The organism is Corynebacterium sp. HMSC08C04 (genome assembly GCF_001807495.1).
In the GTDB taxonomy this organism is placed as follows: domain Bacteria; phylum Actinomycetota; class Actinomycetes; order Mycobacteriales; family Mycobacteriaceae; genus Corynebacterium; species Corynebacterium simulans.
In genome coordinates this window covers 80764-98376 of record NZ_KV789205.1, presented here as the reverse complement: position 1 = coordinate 98376, position 17613 = coordinate 80764, and the positions used below count along the sequence as shown (strand labels likewise).

The window sequence follows — 17613 nt, the reverse complement described above, 5'->3', positions numbered from 1 at the left end:
AAGGTTTTAGGCTCTTAAGGTTTTTAAGGCCTTACCCGCCGCGTAGGAGCGGCGGTGCTTACAGCCCTAGGTTTAAGTCCCCGGCGCGATAACGCTGGCTGGGGATGGCGTCGATTAGCGTGCGCGTGAACTCGGAGCGCGGGTTCGCAAATACCTCAGCGGTCCGGCCCGACTCTACCTGCTTGCCATGGGAGAGCACCGAGACCGTATCGGAGATCTGGTTGACCACGGCGAGGTCGTGGGAGATGAAGACATAGCTCAACTGCAGTTCATTTTGCAGCTGCGCCAGCAGGCGCAGGATCTGCGCCTGGACGGTCACGTCGAGGGCGGAGACTGCCTCGTCAAGCACCACCAACTCCGGTTCCACGATCATGGCGCGGGCAATGGCCACGCGCTGGCGCTGGCCGCCGGACAGCTCGCGCGGGCGGCGGTCATAGTGCTGTGGGTCGAGCGCGACGAGCTCCAGGAACTCCTGCGCGCGGGCCTTAGCCTTGGACTTGCTAGCGCCCGCGAGGTTGCGCAGCGGCTCAGCGATGGCGTTACCGATGCTCTGGCGTGGGTCCAGGGAGGAATACGGGTTCTGGTAAACGAGCTGGACGGACTTACGCGCCTCACGCAGCGCCTTGCCCTTCAGCTTGGTCAGCTCGGTGGTACTACCAGCTGCATCCAGCAGTTCGATAGAGCCCGAGGTCGGCGAATTGAACAAAGAAATGGAGCGTCCCGTGGTGGTTTTTCCGGAGCCAGACTCGCCCACCAGCGCGTGGGTGGTTCCTTTCGCCACGTCGAAACTCACGCCATCCAAAGCCACGAAGTCGCCGTAGCGCTGGGTGAGGTCGCGGACCTTGAGCACGGTTTCAGCAACGGGTTCCTTGCTGGCAGGCTGCGCCACGCGCGAAGAGTGCGGGGCCTCGGCTACAGAAAGCGACGGGGCGTCGGCAAGCAGGCGGCGTGAGTAGGCATGCTGCGGGTCGGTGAGCACGCGCGCGGCCTGCCCGGACTCGCGAACTTGGCCCTTTTCCATGACGACGATGCGGTTCGCGCGGTCACCTGCCACGGCGAGATCGTGGGTGATGAACAAGATGCCCACGCCGGTCTCCTGGCGCATTTCATCAAGCAGGTCCAAGATGACCTTCTGCACCGTCACATCGAGTGCGGAAGTCGGCTCGTCGGCAATGATGAGTTCTGGCTCCAGCGCCACCGCCGCCGCGATGAGCACGCGCTGCTTCATGCCGCCGGAGAGCTCGTGCGGGTACTGGCCATAGCGGCGGTCAGGCTCGTCGATGCCCACTTTCTCCAGCAGCTTAATCGCGCGCTGCTTGCGGCTAGCGGCGCTGCCGATGCCGTGGATGGCCATGCCTTCCTCGATAGAGGCGCCGATGGTCTTGAGCGGATTCAGCGAGTTGTTGGGATCCTGCGGGATGAGCCCAATTGCGCGCCCGCGCAGCTTGCGCCACTGCGCATTGGTGTAATCGGTGACGTTGGTGCCCTTGAAGGCGATCGTTCCGGCGTCGACCTGCGCGTTGGGCGCGAGTAGGCCGATGGCGGCCATGGCAGAGGTGGACTTGCCGGAGCCGGACTCACCCACGATGGCGGTGATCTCCCCTGGGTGGACTTCCAGGCTAACGCCCTGCACGGCTGGGACTTCGCCCGCGGCCGTGGTGTAGGAGACATTCAAGTCACGGATGGTAAGCAAAGGATTATTCTGTGCAGCCTTGTCTTTAACTGTCATTGTTTTTCTAAGCCTCCGCTCGGAAGTTCTGGGATAGACGGTTGGCAGAGACCACTACGGCCACGATGGCCAGGCCCGGCAGGATGATGAGCCACCAAGCGGTGGCCATGAAATCGCGGCCTTCGGCGATGATGAGGCCCCACTCCGGGGTCGGGGCCGGAGCGCCGTAGCCCAAAAAGCCGAGGATGGAAAGCTGCAAGATTGCAGAACCAAACTGCAAAGTAGCCAGGGCGATGACCGGGGTCAGGGAGTTCGGCAGGATGTGGCGCGCCATGACCTGCATGGGGATCGCGCCGGCGCCGTAGGCGGCCTCAACGTAGTCGGAGCCGGCCACAGACATCACCTGCGAGCGGGCCAGACGGGCGAAGGTGGCAATAGAGGTCGCACCCACCGCGACGGCGGCCTGCAGGGAACCAAACCCCAGCACGATAATGATGGACAGGGAAAGCAGGATGCCCGGGATGGAAAGTAACACGTCCACCACGCGCATGATGATCGCATCCACCCAGCCGCGCAGCGAGCCGGCCAGAAGGCCCAGTAGCGTGCCCACCATAAGGCCCACTGCCACGGCGATGAGCGCGCCAATGAGTGACTGACGCGCACCATAGACCACGCGGGCATACAGGTCGCGGCCTACCGCGTCGGTGCCGAACCAGTGCTCAAAGCTGGGGTGCAAAAGAGCGACGTCGGTGCCGGCATAAGGATCCGAGTTGGTGAAAAGGCCCGGCACCAAAGCCGCCAGGAAGGCCACCGCGAGGATCACCAGCGCGAGGATGGAGGCTGGGCTGGTCCACGGGTTGCGCTGTGCGCGCGAGACGTGGTGGCGGTTGCGGCGCAGCTGCGTGGGTTGCGCGTTTGTGTTATTCGAGGTTGGAACGCTCATGCGCGGGCTCTCTTCGCGGATTCGGTCGATCCTGCAGTAGCAGTAACGGGACGGCGCAGGCGCACGTCCAGCACTGGGTAGAGCAGATCCACCACGAGGTTGATGATGACGTAAGCGGTAGCCGCGATCAGAACCACGGCCAGCAGCACCGGCGTATCGCGGTTCGAGACCGCCTGGGCAGTCATATAGCCCAGGCCGTTGCGTCCGAAGACGGTCTCCGTCACCACGGCGCCGCCTACGAGCTCACCGAAGAGCAGGCCCGCCATAGTCAGTGCCGGAAGGAGGGAGTTGCGCAAGATGTTGCGCCAGAAGATCCAAGATTCTGTAGCACCACGAGCGCGCACCGCCTGCACGAAGGGCATCGACTGCGTCTCGTCGATGGAGCGAATCAGCACCTGAATAAGTGGTGCGGCCATCGGCACCGACAGCGTCAAGGTCGGCAGGATAAGGCCCTCTACCCTGGAAGGCTCGATGATGCGCACCCAGCCCAGCTGGAAGGAAAAGACCTGGATGAGCAGGATGCCAATCCAGAAACCGGGCAGGGAGACCATGAAAGATGGCAGCCCGCGGAAGAAGGTCGCAATCGCGCCGAGGCCCGGCAAGGTAGCCAGGAAGGCCACGATGAGCGCCACGACGATGGCCAGGCCAATCGCGCACGCGGCGAGGATAAGGGTGTGCGGGAGGGCGTCGGCAATCAGCGTCGATACCGCCGCGCCCGTCTGCGTAGAGTTACCGAAATGGCCGGTGAAAAAGCCTGCGAGCCCGGTAAAGAACTGCACGAGCAGCGGCTTATCGACGCCCATTTCCTCCCGGATGGCGACAATCTCCGCCTCCGAAAGGCCCAGTGCTGGGTCGCCAAAGCGCGACATCACGGCGTCGGAAGGCAGCGCGGAAAGCAGGAAGAAGGCCACCGTGTATGTCACGAGCAGCACCACGAGTGCCTGCCCGATGCGGGCAGCTAATTGTCGAGCAGTCATTTACTTCTCCTCTTGATTCAAGCTGACCTCGTAGAACCACGGGCGGGCCACCGACTCGGTGTGGAAACCGGAAACCTGCGGCGATACCGCGTAGACCTGCGGCTCCTCGAAGAAAGGAATGACGTAGGCCTGTTCGGTGAGGTAATCTTGCACCTCTTCGACGGCCTTCTTGCGGTCTTCAGACTTGGGGCTGGAGCTGACCTTTTGCAGCAGATTCTCCAAGTGGGCGTCGATTGGCTTGCCGTCCTCGTCTTGGTTAAGCAGGGCGTCGCGGTTGTTCACCGAGTACATGGAGGAAATAACGTCATAGTCCGCGCGGCCGACCATGATGTGGTAGAGCTGCACCTTGTCGATGGACTTCGCATCTGCGTTCTGAGTTGCCTGGTCGCCCGGGTTAATCTCGATGGCGATGCCCAGCGCGCCTAGCTGATCCTGGACCATCGTCATGACTTCCTTGGAACGCGGCTGCGGCAGCGCGGTATTCGAGCGCAGCACTAGGCGCTGGCCATCCTTGACGCGGATGCCATCGGGGCCGGGCTTCCATCCGGCTTCGTCAAGCAGGCGCTTCGATTCCTCCGGATCGAAGGTATAGGCCGACGACTGATCCTTGAAACCCAAGCCGGTCTCGGCCACGGAAGACTTGGCCAGCGGGTAGGACTCGGAGAAGAGCACGCGGATAATTTCCTCGCGGTCGATGCCGTGAATGATGGCCTCGCGCACGCGCTTATCGCGCAGAAATCGGTGATTGAAGCGGAAGCCCAGCTGGTTGTTAATCGCGTTGGTGCCGCGGGAGAAGATTTCTACACCCTTGTCTTCCAATAACGGCTCCTGCGGGGCAGAGATCTGGCGGGCGATGTCTGCCTGACCGGAGATGATGGCGCCCGTGCGCACGGATTCTTCGGCTGCCAGGATGTAATGCACGCCGTCGATGTCGGCGCGGCCCTGGTGCTCTACGGCCGGTGGCGCCCAGTCATAGTCCTCGCGGGTCTTAAGCACGAGGTCGGTGCCGATCTTTTCTTCGTCGACCACGAAGGGCCCGGAACCCACAAACTTCTTTGCATTACCGGGGCCAAAGCCTTCGTTGTCCAACTGCAAGGAGCTATCTGCGAGTAGGCCTGCGTTATAGGAGGAAGTAGCCTGCAAAAAGCCCGGCGAAGGCTCGGAGAAGTAGAACTTCACCGTGTCTTCGTCGACTACTTCGCCGCGCTCATAATTGGCAATCTGCTCCGAGGCCGTCAGGGTGCGCTCGGTATCGCCCAAGCCATAAAGATCGAAGTTACGCACCACGTTTTCCGCGGTCAGCGGGCTGCCGTCGGAGTAAGTCACATCCGTGCGGATGTTAAATGTGTACTCGGTGGCGTCCTCGTTGACCTTCGGCATCTCCGTGGCTATCCATGGAGAAAGCTCGAGGGTCTCCGGGTCCTGGTACAGCAGACGGTCGGTGAGCTGATTGACCACGCCACCGTTGGGATAAAAGCCGGCCGCTGGCGGATACAGCGTGCGGAAGAACTGCGGTTCGAGATAGGTCAGGACGTTGTCTTCATCTCCAGAACCCGCGCCGGTCGATGTCGCGCATCCTACAAGAAGGGCCGCGGCACCCACCACGCTGGCGATGGTGCGAATCAGTTTCACTTTCTAAAGCCTTCGAGTTTTAAAGAGATTGCTATTAGCCATGTAAATTAACACAACATAGACATGTTAGTATCTATTCCATAGACAGTCCGGTCTAGAAAAATTCTCAAAACGGCGAGCCCGCAAGCTCGCCTCAAAGGATGAATTAAATGATTTCGCCAGATTCAACCCCCTCCATCGCCATCGTTGGCATGGGGCCTCGCGGCATCTCCGTGATAGAGCGGTTGGCCGCGCACCTCAATGCCCGCAGCGACTCTCCCGCCCTCGCGCTGCATCTCATCGACGACGCCCAGTTCGGCGCCGGCCGCATCTGGGACACCGAACAAACCCAGACGCTGTGCATGAATACCCTCGCCGGTGCCGTCACACTGTTCACCGAGCCTGGCTCCACCATGAGCGCCCCGGTTCTCGAGGGCCCCATTCAGTACGAGTGGATTCAGCTACTGCGCGGCGAGCGCGAGGGCATCTCTCCAGAAAAGCAGGCGCTTTTCGACGCCCACCCCGTCACCGTCGACGAGTCCTTCCGCGCCGAAATTGAGTCCAGCCGCCCCGAGTCCAACCCTTCCCGCGCGCTCTATGGCGCTTATCTGCGCTGGGCTTTTGAGGTGGCATTGGCACAGTTGCCAGATACTGTCACCGTCTCAAATCACCCCTCCCGCGCGGTTGCTGTGCGCGAAGAAGGCACGCAGGACGTCATCGAGCTTGCCGACGGCTCTAGCGTCACCGCCGATTCCACCGTGCTGGCTTATGGCTGGCAGGTGCCGGGCCTTAACGGCTCTGAGCAGCACCTTACTGAGGCCACCGCCGCCTCCGACTCGCTCCACTGGGTACGCCCTAATAACCCGGTGGAACAGGACATTGCCGAAATCCCTGCCGGCCAAGAGGTCTTGGTGCGCGGCCTGGGCATGGGCTTCTTCGACATCATGGCGCTGCTGACCATCGACCGCGGCGGTGTCTTCCACGAAGACACGTCCACTCGCTCCGGCCTGCGCTATGAGCCCTCCGGCAACGAGCCGCATCTCATCGCCTCCTCGGGCCGCGGCTACCCCTATATTCCCAAGTCTGACTATCACTCACTCCCACCGCGCGCAAAACTTATGCGCTTCCGCGAACAACTCGCGAAGGTAGAAGGCGGCGAAATCGATTTCGGCCGCGACCTACTCCCCCACATCGCTCGCGATGCTTATGCCGAGTACTACGAGACACAGGCCCGCGTTAACTCTGCGGCACTGCAGGTTCCACTGGAAGAGATCATTGCGCGCATTGATGCGGCGAAACTTAATTCCCAAAACATCGTCGGCATCTCCCAGGAGCTCAATGCGGCACTCAAAGATGTTTCTGCCGAGCCGCTCGATCTCTCCCACTGGGTCAATCCGTTGGATGCTTTCACGGGTTCCACCGCAGAAGAGCTCACCGCGTACATCGCGGACAGCTTGGCGGACGATATCATCGCCGCCGATGCCGCTCAGGATTCCCCGCTGAAGTCTGCGCTGTGGGCGGTTGCCTCCGCCCGCAAGCCCTCTGCCATCGCAGGCTCTGAGGGCCGCCTGGACTGGGAGTCACGCACCAGCAATTACAAAGAGTTCATGGCCTTTGGCCAGATGGTCGGCTCCGGCCCACCCCTGTTCCGCGTCCGCCAGCTGCTCGCTCTCGTGGACGCTGGCGCGGTCTCCTTCTTGGGAGGTCGCCCCGCACTGAGCTGGGACGACGAATTCACGCTGACTTCCGGCCCACGCGCTGCTTCGAGCCCGTGGCTGATTGATGCGTGGATGCACTCTCCCGACGTGCGTCGCCCAGCCGACCCGCTAGCGGTATCGCTTAAGGACCGCGTTCGCCCCTTCCTAGACCATGGCAACCCCACCGGCTCCCCAGAGACCACGTGGGAGCGCAAGGTGGTTCGCCCCGACGGCAGCGTCGACCCGCGCCTGCACGTCATCGGCATCCCTACCTACTCGCAATGGCCGGATACCACCATCTCCCCGATGCCTGGTACCGACCCGCTGATGCTGCAGGAGACCGACCGCACCGCCGGCTCGCTGTTGGCGGCACTTCGCTAGCGCGCCCCTGCGCCCTTTCCATCCTCACCATTTACTCAAATACCCAGGGCTGGAAACCAAGACCTCCAGTTCGACTTCGCGGCTGATGAAAAATCCAACGAGGCTATCTAGGAGGTCTGGGTGCCCAGCCCTGGGTATCTGTTCGAGTAAGGCCGCCGCCTCCCTAACCCAACGTGTCCAATGCCTGCTCGAAGTCCGCAATAAGATCGGCGATATCCTCGATGCCGACCGAGATGCGCACCAAGTCCGCAGGTGGAACCAACTCAGAGCCCGCGGCGGACACATGGGTCATATTCTGCGGATGCTCAATCAGCGATTCCACGCCGCCCAGCGACTCCGCGAGTGAGACCAGCTTCGTGTTCAGGCAAATCTGCTTTGCGTGCTCCTCGTTATGGAAGCGCACCGACATCATGCCGCCGAAGCCGCGCATTTGCCGTGCAGCCAATTCATGTCCCGGATGCGTCGGTAGCCCCGGATACAGCACCTGCTTTACTTCGGGCCGCGATTCCAAGTATTCGGCTACTGCCTGCGCATTTTCACAGTGCCTATCCATCCGCAGCCCCAACGTCTTAATGCCGCGAGCGGTGAGATATGCATCAAAGGGCGAAGACACCGCACCGACGTTGCCCTGGAAGTACAACAAGCGCTCGTCCATCTCAGCGGAATTTGTCACCACTGCTCCGCCCAACACATCAGAATGGCCGCCCAAGTATTTGGTGGTGGAATGCACCACGTGGTCCGCGCCCAGTTCAAGCGGATTCTGCAGGTATGGAGTGGCAAAGGTATTATCCACGACCACTTGGGCGCCGCTCTTGCACGCGGCAACTGCGGCGATGTCAGTGATATTCAGCGCCGGGTTTGTTGGCGTTTCCAGCCAAATCAGCTTGGTGTTTTCGCGGATGGCCCCAGCAACCGCCGCGGCGTCGGATGTATCTACGATGTCAAGCTCAATGCCCCACTGCCCATAGTCGTTGTTGAGCAGGCGATACATTCCGCCATAAGCATCATTCCCCAAGATAGCGTGGTCACCCGGGCGCAAGATAATGCGCAACAGCGTATCGATGGCCGCCATGCCAGATGAAAAAGCCCGCGCATATTGCGCATTCTCTAATGCGGCAAGCGTTAACTCGAGCGAGCGCACCGTGGGGTTAGCCACGCGCCCGTATTCATAGCCGCCGCGCAACTGCGCCAGACCATCTTGTTGAAAGGTGGTCGAGGCATAAATCGGTACGTTGATGCTGCCCATGTGGCTATCGGGCTGGTAGCCAGCATGGATGGAGCGAGAGTGGAATCCAGAAGCACGCTTAACAGTCATGTCTGAAAATTGTAGACAAAGCTGTCCACTTTGCCCGTGGATTGCTTCTTTAAATTCATTGCAGCACTTAACGCAACGCTGAGCTGAAACTTGAGACAACGTCGAGCCCGTGGGCCATGCCCAACGATTGCCCTTTACGTACCATGGTGTGGCTGCGCGTAGCAGATTTCGCTAGCCCATCGTTGCTAGCCCCGTCACTGCACGCCTCTCGCACACTTTCCCCAAATAGAAAGCACTATGAGTCCTAATTTCGCACCGCATCTGACGCTCGCCCAAAGCGAGACCACTCCACAAGAGGCAGTAGATAACCTCACCGGCTTGTGGGAAAACGAAACCACCCAGGCATGGCTCGTGGATAAGCCCATCCGCGTGGCTATCATCCTTCTCATCGCGCTCGTCGGCCACTGGTTGCTACGCCGCCTCATCACGAAGCTGGCAGATAACAGCATCAAAAACGGCCGCCTGAAGTCCCAGATTCGCCCACGCCGCAAAGCTGCAAAACAGGAAACCGCACTGTCCAAATCCCACGAGGCGCGCCGCGTTTCCCGCCTGCAGACTTTGGCTAGCGTGGGCCGTTCCGCCGCGGGCATTTTCATCTGGGTCTGGGCCGTGCTCGCAATCCTGGACGAGGTCGGCGTCAACGTTGCCCCACTCGTAGCCTCCGCAGGTGTGGTCGGTGTTGCCCTTGGTTTCGGCGCTCAGTCACTGGTCAAGGACTTCCTCTCCGGCATCTTCATGTTGTTGGAGGATCAGTACGGCATCGGCGACACCATCGATTTGGGCAACGGTGTCTTCGGCGACGTTGAGTCGATTTCCCTGCGCATCACTACCGTGCGCGATATCGACGGCGCCCTGTGGTACGTCCGCAATGGCGAGATCCTGCAGGTGGCTAACCACTCCGACCACTACTCCGTGGCCCGCGTGCAGGTTCCGGTCGCGCTTTCCAACGACCCGGATAAGGCCTTTGACGTCATCTCCAAGACGGTTGAAGAAGCCGCGCTTGACGACGCCATCCGCGACGACCTCCTAGACAAGCCCGACGTCAATGGAATTTCCAGCCTCGAGGTCGACCATATGTCCTTCCGCGTCGTGGTCAAGACCTTGCCAGGAAAGCAGTGGGGCGTGCAGCGCAAACTGCAGTCGAAGATTCTCAACGCGATGCATGCCAACGACATCGATACCCCATACCCACAGGGCGTGGCCTTCTTTGACATGGACGAGGCTCCAGACGCACAGGTAGAAAGCCTCAGCCCTTCGACCCCAGGAAACGAGTCTTAAATCATGCCGTCTGAAAAGCAGCCAGCCAGCGTTTATGAGGCAATCGGCGGCATGGAGACCTTCGAAAAGTTGGTCCACGGTTTCTATGCCCAAGTCCGCAACGATGACGTCATCGGCCCGATGTACCCCGATGCCGATTGGGAGGGCGCTGAGGAGCGCCTCAAATGGTTCTTGGTTCAATACTGGGGCGGCCCGCAGCTTTTCAGCGAAAACCGCGGGCATCCGCGCCTGCGCATGCGCCATGCCCCGTATCCCGTGGACCAGAAAGCCCATGATCGCTGGTTAGAGCTCATGGGCAATTCCCTGGCGGAGATTGATGAGCAGACGATTCCGCCGGCCTATCGCCACATGATTTGGGATCACATGCAGCGCGTGGCGCAGATGCTCATCAATCGCTAGGGTTTAATCCTCCCAATTAAAGGCCCGACGCACCGGCTCAGAAATGAGCTTGCCGTCGCGGGTCATCACACCGCCGGACAAGCCTGGGAAGCGCTCGATGGCACCATCGACACCCTGCGCTGCGACTGCGCGAATATACGGCAGAGTTGCCGAGTTCAGCGCCCGCGCAGAGGTGTTGGCCACCGCGCCCGGCATGTTGGCCACGCAGTAGAACAAAGTGTCGTGAACCTTGAAGGTCGGCTCATCGTGCGAAGTCTTGCGCGAGTTCTCGAAGCAGCCACCTTGGTCAATCGCGACGTCGACAAGCACAGCTCCCGGCTTCATCTTCTTGACTGTTTCCTCGCGCACCAACTTCGGCGCAGCGGCGCCTGGCACAAGGACAGCGCCGATGACGAGATCGGCTTCTAAGAGCTCCGCCTCCAGGGTGGCTGGGTCAGAAATGAGCGTGCGGACGGTGCCCTGGTACTGCTCGTCAAAGCGCTGCAACACATGCGGATCCAGGTCCAGAACCGTCACCTCGGCGCGGAGGCCACGGGCCATCGCCACGGCCGAGGCACCGACCTGGCCACCGCCAATAACGACGACGCGGGCGGCCTGCGTGCCCGGAACACCCGACAACAGCACGCCGCGGCCGCCCTGCGTGGACAAGAGGTGATGCACGCCCTCCATCACCGCGAGACGTCCCGCCACCTGGGACATCGGAGTAAGAAGCGGCAAGGTGCCGTGGCGGTCGGTGACAGTCTCGTAGGCCACCGAAGTGGTCTTGGCTTCTACGAGGGCATCGGTAAGAGGCCGGTCCGCCGCCAGGTGCAGGTAGGTAAACACGATGAGGTCTGGGCGCAGGTAGCCATATTCGGAGGCCTGCGGCTCCTTGACCTTGACCACCATCTCCGCCTGCTCCCAAGTCTCTGCGGCGGTAGGCATGATGCGCGCACCGGCGTCCTCGTAATCGCTATCAGGGAAGGAAGCGCCCACGCCAGCGCCGGTTTCCACCAGCACCTCGTGCCCATCTTTTACGAGTGTTTGCACCGCAAGTGGGGTCAGAGCAACGCGGTTTTCGTTGTTCATAATTTCTTTAGGGACGCCAATGCGCATTCTAGAACTCCTTAAGCAAGAAAATTTTGATGGATAAACTCCTCCCCAAAGAGTAACGCACAGCACAAATGATTTCGAGTGTGATTTTTTACCACGGCTCGCGGAGGCCATAGCACACCGCTACCATCCTTAGAATGACGCAAATAAACCGTGGATTTTTCGAGCTCAGCCGCTCCTTTGGCCCACTCGGCTGGACGGCTTTCGGAGGGCCCGCGGTGCTTTTATAGCGAGTTAGAAGAGGGACAAGCGCGTCGAGCGATAAACGCTACCGAAGGGCGCGTCGACGCGTACCCACCGACCGAGGCCGGAGACACGCAGGTGGCGTGGGATATCCATGGGCGCAGCAAAACCGGGAATTAGGCCTAGGCTCGTGCAGGCAAAGATCATCCGCATGGGAATCTCAACCTCTTGCTCCGCACCACCGCTAACCGTGACCACGGTCTGATTCAACAAGCTGGCAGGCGGGCCCATCGGGCCAGAGAACTGGCGTGCTAACTGTTGGCCTTTATCCGAGAGCTCACGGACCACCTCGACGGGCAGGGTGTCGATAAGCTGAAAGCCCGTGGCTGGCGGCAGCGCACCGGGCCAAGAAGGATCGCGGGCTGGGCCTAAGTCCAGCGTCGCAGACTCAATCCCGGCGAGCACAAGCGCATCATGCAGGGTCTGCGCGGAAACCACTGCCCCATCGCGGGACACAACGGCCTCTATGCGGCGGGCGGCGACGACCTCGAACGGAGTGGTAACGAAAGCCTCGACGGTCTGGGCGTCGAATTGACGCAAGCGCACCACTGCCGAAGCATCCAACCCCACCGCACGTGCGAGAAGGGCCCGCAAACCAGGTCCACCACTTAATAATTCGAGTAATTCATGAACCATGGTCTGCGGGCCCTCCTAGACAAACTGCTCACGCATCGAGCCGGATTTGGCTCGCGCTATGCGTCCAGCTTAACCAAAGCATTCTCCGTGATGATTTTCTTTTCTTCCTCGGAGACGGGACGCGGCGCCTGCGTTACCTTATCGATGACCACCTGGGTGCAGGTGACCACGCAAGTTACGTTGCCAGCACCGTCTTTGATTTCCTGCCGGGTGGTAAACGAGGTATTGCCTAGGCGTACTACAGCAGTCTCTACGGTGACGGTGGAATTCTTTCCATCCCACTTCAGCGGGCGAACATAGTCGACGTCGAGATGACGCACGAACGCAATGAGTTCCAAACCCTGCTTGTAGAAATGGTCCATGGCAAATGCCAGGCGGGCCTCCTGCGCCAACTCGATATAGTTGGCGTTCATCATGTGGCCGTACATGTCGAAGTCCGACCACCGTACGCCTACAGAATGGGCGTGCACCTTTTCAGAAGACATTGATTCCTTTTACTAGCTAGTAGTCACTCTTATCGGGTCAGCTTGCGGTGGGTAACACGGCTCGGGCGAGCAGCGTCTTCACCTAGGCGCTCGATCTTGTTCTTTTCATAGTCACCGAAGTTGCCCTCGAACCAGAACCACTGGCCTTCTGCAACATTGCCCTCCCACGCGAGGATGTGGGTACAGGTGCGGTCCAGGAACCAGCGGTCGTGGGAAATGACCACTGCACAGCCCGGGAACTTCTCTAGAGCGTTTTCCAGGGAGCCCAGGGTCTCGACGTCCAGGTCGTTGGTTGGCTCGTCGAGGAGGATCAGGTTGCCGCCCTCTTTCAGGGTCAGCGCCAGGTTGAGGCGGTTGCGCTCACCACCGGAGAGCACCTTGGAAGGCTTCTGTTGGTCCGGGCCCTTGAAGCCGAATGCGGACAGGTATGCACGAGAAGGCATTTCGTTCTGGCCGACGTGGATGTAATCCAATCCGTCAGAAACGACCTCCCAGACGGTTGCCTCTGGGTCAATGTTCTCGCGGCCCTGGTCAACGTAGGACAGCTTGACGGTCTCGCCAACCTCGACGGTGCCCTCGTCCGGCTGCTCCAGGCCAACGATGGTCTTGAACAGGGTGGACTTACCGACGCCGTTCGGGCCGATGACGCCCACGATGCCGTTACGCGGCAGGGTGAAGGAGAGATCCTTGATCAGGGTGCGACCGTCGAAGCCCTTGACCAGGTTCTTGACCTCAACGACCTTGTTGCCCAGGCGTGGAGGGGTAGGAATCTGGATTTCTTCGAAGTCGAGCTTGCGGTACTGCTCAGCCTCAGCAGCCATCTCCTCGTAGCGCTGGAGACGAGCCTTGTTCTTTGCCTGACGTGCCTTGGCACCGGAACGAACCCAGGCGAGCTCTTCCTTCAGGCGCTTTTGCAGCTTCTTATCCTTGGCGCCAGCAACCTCGAGACGCTCGGCCTTCTTCTCCAGGTAGGTGGAGTAGTTGCCCTCGTATGGGTAGAGCTTGCCGCGGTCAACCTCACAGATCCAACCCGCGACGTGGTCGAGGAAGTAACGGTCGTGGGTAACGGCTAGGACGGCACCCGGGTAGTCAGCAAGGTGCTTTTCCAGCCACTCCACGGACTCGGCGTCCAGGTGGTTGGTTGGCTCGTCGAGCAGCAACAGGTCAGGCTCTGAAAGCAGCAGCTTCGCCAGCGCAACGCGGCGGCGCTCACCACCGGAAAGGTTGTTTACCGGGGCGTCGGAAGGCGGGCAGCGCAGAGCTTCCATCGCCTGCTCAATCTTGGAATCAACCTCCCAGGCGTCGGCAGCGTCCAGCTCCTCCTGCAGCTTGCCCATTTCTTCCATGAGCTCGTCGGTGTAGTTCGTAGCCATCTCTTCCGCGATAGCTTCGAAGCGCTGCTTCTTCTCGAAGATGTCACCGAGGCCCTCTTCCACGTTGCCGCGGACGGTCTTTTCCTCGTTGAGCGGTGGCTCCTGCATGAGGATGCCCACGGTCTTGCCCGGGTCGATGAATGCTTCACCGTTGGAAGGCTGATCAATGCCGGCCATAATCTTCAGAATGGAGGACTTACCTGCACCATTCGGGCCGACGACGCCAATCTTGGCGCCTGGGTAGAAGGCCATCGTTACATTGTCGAGAATGAGCTTCTCGCCGACTGCCTTACGCACGTTTTTCATCGTGTAGATGAATTCGCCCATGTTTCACCCTTTGCTTGAACTTGGGAATGGTTTATAACACAACAAAGAGTACATGACATGGATGTACCTAGCGCCCCGGGCTGGGATTAACGTGGGATTTCAATCCCCCGCTTTGTACCTCCCCGGGGCGCCTAGGTCGCAGGCACCTACGAGGCGGTGCTTAGCTGCCTACCGATTGCTCGGCGGGCGCCTCGGTCTCCTCGAACGACTCCTCGGCTGCATTCGCCTTACTATGCGCAGCTTGACGGCGATCGGCTGCGGTGTCGTGCTTATCGTCATGGTCTTGGGTGCCGGCACCTGCGGCCATCGACGCCGTCCTGTCCACATCGACTTCCGGCATCGTCTCGCCCGAAGCAGGTGCCTCCAATCCGTCGGTTTCATAGACGCGCTCGAGCTTGCGGGAGGAGATAACGTAGCGGTTTAGGTCTAGGCCGACATAGAAAGCCTTGATAAAGGTGCGGAACTTATTCTGGCCATCGGGCGCCAGCCAGGAATCGGAGCAGACCGAGCCGACCACGATGACCGGCATTCCGCGGTGCAATGACTTCTTAACGTTGATCGCGAACTGACCCCACAGCTCCACGTCGATGTAGATGAGGTCGGTATCGCGCCACTCGCGGACTCCGTTGTCCGCGTTATCCACCGGGATGCGGCGGGACGATGCCACGCGCAGGCGCGCCTTGTACATGTCGGTGTTGACTTTAATGAGCTCGGGTTCGTGCGTGAGGTGGCCGGTGATGGTGATTGGTAGCTGAGACATGTGCTTTAGAAAATCCTTTGCTGAGCTAGCGAAACTTGTGAGTACAGGTCTTCCTGCCTCGCGGTGTTTTAAGGAGGTCGTGTAAATGCCTTCCTTGCTCGAATCATCGCTAGCGTCCTAGCACTGTCACAAGGGCCGATTTTCCTAGCTGTGGATAACTTGTTGGAAGCGTCAACAAAAGTTAATCCCCTGCCCGAAGCGGCAGGGGATCTATCCACAAAAAGAACTTCGCTCAGAAAAATAACCGGCTCTACTGCAACGATTACTGCTGCCGGAATCCAGTGGCGTCGCCCTCACTCATGCGGCGCAACATTTCGTTGTAATCCTCCAGCTCCGCATCGCCGTCGACCTCTGCCTTTGCATCGTGGCGGCGAGCGGTAGCACGGTCATCGCGCAGCCAGTCCAAAAAGAGTTTGCCAAAGACGATGACCAACGGGAACTGGCCAAAGCCCCACGCGATGCCGCCGCCCACGCGCTGATCCTGCAGCAAGTCCGGGTGCCACGGCAGCCCCAGCGACTCATAAAACTCCACGCCGAGCACGCTCTGCAGCTGCATCAGGTAGACGCCGGCGAAAAGGTGCAGCGGCATCGAGAAGAACAACACCAGAAGGCGCAGGTTAGTCGGCGCGCGGAACGGCAACGGATCCGGGCCGATAACCTCCCAGTAATAGATATAGCCCGAGACCAAGAAGACCCAGTTCATGATTACGTGGCCGGCATGCTCAGAAACCGCGAACTGATACAGCTCCGGATAAAGGTAGAGCACGTACAAAAAGGTCAGGAACTGAATCAGATTGACCGCCGGATGGGTAAGAAACTTCAAAAGCTTCGACTTAGTTACCGCCACCGCCAAGTCATGGACAGTGGGACGCCCCGGCGCGCCGGGCTCAAAGGCCTCCATCACCAAGGTCAGCGGTGCGCCGAGCACGAGGAAGAGCGGAACCGCCATGGAAAGGAGCATATGCCCCAGCATGTGCATGGAATAAAGCGCCGGGATATAAAGGCCGATGCCCGAGCTCATGATGAAGGTCAAGCCTAAGGCGCCCAGCATAAACCAGGTGGTTCGGACCCGCGACCAGTTAAGGCCGCGGCGGCGCAAGCGCAGCAGCGCGTAACCATAGGCGGCAGCAAGCACGAGCCCCAAAGTGCCAAACATGAGGTCGTAGCGGTACATGGTCCAGACGTTGGTCACCGTCGGGGCGTCGAGAAGCTCGTAGCCCAAGAGCACCTGCATGTTGTTCAGGTTCGGATCGCGCGGCGGCGGGGGCGGCGTGCGGCCCATGGAAATAGCCACGCCCACGGTGGCTGCCATCACGAGGATTTCCACGAATGCGACGCGGCGAAAAAGCAGCGGACGGCGCTCCAGCTGCGGCATGGTGATCTGGCGATGCGCTAGTCCAAAGACGGCAAGCAGGACAGTAAGCACCGCCTTGGTGACGATGATGAGTCCATAGCGGGTGCTAAACAGGTCTGCTAGCTCAACGCGGATGAGCGCATTAATCACGCCGGAGGCGGCCATAGCTACGATGGAGATGAAAGCAACCACCGAGTAGCGGCGCACAGCCGTAGGCATGTCTGGTCCCAGACGGCGACTATGGGCTATAAGCCCCAGCAATCCGCCCACCCAAAGCACCATGAAGAAAAGGTGGAAGAGCAGGGAGTTCGTGCCGTAATCATGGTCGCCGCCGGAAGCAGAGTGACCTTCCATGCCGAGGGGCACAATCTGCATGAGTGCGAAGAAAAACGCAATAGGCTGCAGGGACCATTTCTTAGAAACCAGGCCCAGCACGCCGGCAACAACCGCGATGGAGGCGGTGACCAACCAGGCCTGGGAGGTGGAAATGCTATCCAGCGCCATGCCCATCAGCTGCGGGTTGAGGACTTTGAGGAAAGGTGTGCCCGTCAGATCGGACATAACCAGCGGCACTTCCAGCAGAGATACCACTGCCACGCCAAAAGCCGCCAGGGCGCCGGCGCGGGCGGCGATGTGTCCATCGACACTTAAGCGCGACTCAATGAGACGATCATTGTCTTTCTTAGGAATTTGCGGCGCAACGAGAAAGGCTGAAACCATGTACGAGCCCACCGACAGCGCCATTAAAATCCAGGCGACGCCGCGGAAAAATGGCAGGCCGAATGTGGTCAAACGCCCGGGATCGGGAATGCCCAATGCCGCGAGTGACTCCGCCAGAAAGAACAGGGAAATAACGCCAGCAACCAGCCCGGCAACGATAAGAGCCGCGAGATAGACCGTTGTAGCACCTTTGGCGCCACGCTTTCCACCTTTGAAAACTGTGTTCTTGGACGCTGCGCCCTGCGCCGGCGAAACCGTTGTCGAAGCCGCGCGAGCCGCTGAGCTGGCAGTTTCTTCCCGTTTTTCCATAGGCGCAGTCTACCGCCCAAACCGTCTTCTTACCTAAAACGAAT

The 17613-nt window shown here is 60.1% G+C and carries 14 protein-coding genes; 3 read left to right on the top strand and 11 right to left on the bottom strand.

Annotation, left to right across the window (positions count from 1 at the left end; translation table 11 throughout):
• Window positions 1-58 precede the first annotated feature (58 nt).
• The 4 genes from HMPREF3169_RS05405 to HMPREF3169_RS05390 are packed head-to-tail and all read right to left on the bottom strand — an operon-like array spanning window position 59 to window position 5221.
• Window positions 59-1729 (bottom strand): dipeptide ABC transporter ATP-binding protein, encoded by a 1671-nt coding sequence (locus tag HMPREF3169_RS05405; RefSeq protein WP_070455888.1) that lies wholly within the window; start codon window positions 1727-1729, stop codon window positions 59-61.
• A 7-nt stretch (window positions 1730-1736) separates the two neighbouring features.
• Window positions 1737-2612 (bottom strand): ABC transporter permease, encoded by an 876-nt coding sequence (locus HMPREF3169_RS05400; protein WP_070455887.1) that lies wholly within the window; start codon window positions 2610-2612, stop codon window positions 1737-1739.
• Window positions 2609-3589 (bottom strand): ABC transporter permease, encoded by a 981-nt coding sequence (locus HMPREF3169_RS05395; protein WP_070455886.1) that lies wholly within the window; start codon window positions 3587-3589, stop codon window positions 2609-2611. Before HMPREF3169_RS05395 ends, HMPREF3169_RS05400 begins: the two co-directional genes overlap by 4 nt.
• The gene (locus tag HMPREF3169_RS05390; protein ID WP_062043514.1) at window positions 3590-5221 is read right to left on the bottom strand and encodes a TIGR04028 family ABC transporter substrate-binding protein; all 1632 of its coding nucleotides are present in this window, start codon (window positions 5219-5221) and stop codon (window positions 3590-3592) included.
• A 149-nt stretch (window positions 5222-5370) separates the two neighbouring features.
• Between HMPREF3169_RS05390 and HMPREF3169_RS05385 the strand changes: the two genes are divergently transcribed.
• A complete protein-coding gene (locus HMPREF3169_RS05385) occupies window positions 5371-7278 on the top strand; it encodes an FAD/NAD(P)-binding protein (RefSeq protein ID WP_070455885.1) in 1908 nt (635 codons plus the stop codon).
• 163 nt (window positions 7279-7441) lie between these two features.
• Here the strand turns inward: HMPREF3169_RS05385 and HMPREF3169_RS05380 are convergent, their stop codons facing one another.
• Entirely contained in the window at window positions 7442-8593 is a 1152-nt protein-coding gene (locus HMPREF3169_RS05380; RefSeq protein ID WP_070455884.1) for a cystathionine gamma-synthase, read from the bottom strand.
• 237 nt (window positions 8594-8830) lie between these two features.
• Between HMPREF3169_RS05380 and HMPREF3169_RS05375 the strand changes: the two genes are divergently transcribed.
• Together HMPREF3169_RS05375 and HMPREF3169_RS05370 are read left to right on the top strand one after the other, a co-directional pair.
• Window positions 8831-9871, top strand: a complete 1041-nt coding sequence (locus tag HMPREF3169_RS05375) for a mechanosensitive ion channel family protein (protein ID WP_061924223.1) — start codon at window positions 8831-8833, stop codon at window positions 9869-9871.
• Between the two features lie 3 nt (window positions 9872-9874).
• Entirely contained in the window at window positions 9875-10270 is a 396-nt protein-coding gene (locus tag HMPREF3169_RS05370) for a globin (RefSeq protein ID WP_061924226.1), read from the top strand.
• A gap of 3 nt (window positions 10271-10273) precedes the next feature.
• On the opposite strand, the gene ald is transcribed toward HMPREF3169_RS05370, so the two are convergent.
• The 6 genes from ald to HMPREF3169_RS05340 form a co-directional block, all read right to left on the bottom strand.
• The gene (ald, locus tag HMPREF3169_RS05365) at window positions 10274-11365 is read right to left on the bottom strand and encodes an alanine dehydrogenase (protein WP_061924230.1); all 1092 of its coding nucleotides are present in this window, start codon (window positions 11363-11365) and stop codon (window positions 10274-10276) included.
• Between the two features lie 231 nt (window positions 11366-11596).
• Window positions 11597-12241: a DUF8185 domain-containing protein gene (locus tag HMPREF3169_RS05360; RefSeq protein WP_061924233.1), complete on the bottom strand. Its 645-nt coding sequence runs from the start codon at window positions 12239-12241 to the stop codon at window positions 11597-11599.
• Window positions 12242-12297: 56 nt separating this feature from the next.
• Window positions 12298-12726 carry an acyl-CoA thioesterase gene (locus HMPREF3169_RS05355; RefSeq protein ID WP_061924236.1) on the bottom strand — a complete coding sequence of 143 codons (429 nt, stop codon included), beginning with the start codon at window positions 12724-12726 and terminating at the stop codon, window positions 12298-12300.
• A 29-nt stretch (window positions 12727-12755) separates the two neighbouring features.
• On the bottom strand, window positions 12756-14426 hold the full coding sequence (gene ettA / locus HMPREF3169_RS05350; RefSeq protein ID WP_062037514.1) for an energy-dependent translational throttle protein EttA: 1671 nt from the start codon (window positions 14424-14426) through the stop codon (window positions 12756-12758).
• 160 nt (window positions 14427-14586) lie between these two features.
• The gene (locus HMPREF3169_RS05345; RefSeq protein ID WP_070455883.1) at window positions 14587-15186 is read right to left on the bottom strand and encodes a single-stranded DNA-binding protein; all 600 of its coding nucleotides are present in this window, start codon (window positions 15184-15186) and stop codon (window positions 14587-14589) included.
• 262 nt (window positions 15187-15448) lie between these two features.
• A complete protein-coding gene (locus HMPREF3169_RS05340) occupies window positions 15449-17569 on the bottom strand; it encodes a bifunctional copper resistance protein CopD/cytochrome c oxidase assembly protein (protein ID WP_070455882.1) in 2121 nt (706 codons plus the stop codon).
• Window positions 17570-17613 lie beyond the last annotated feature (44 nt).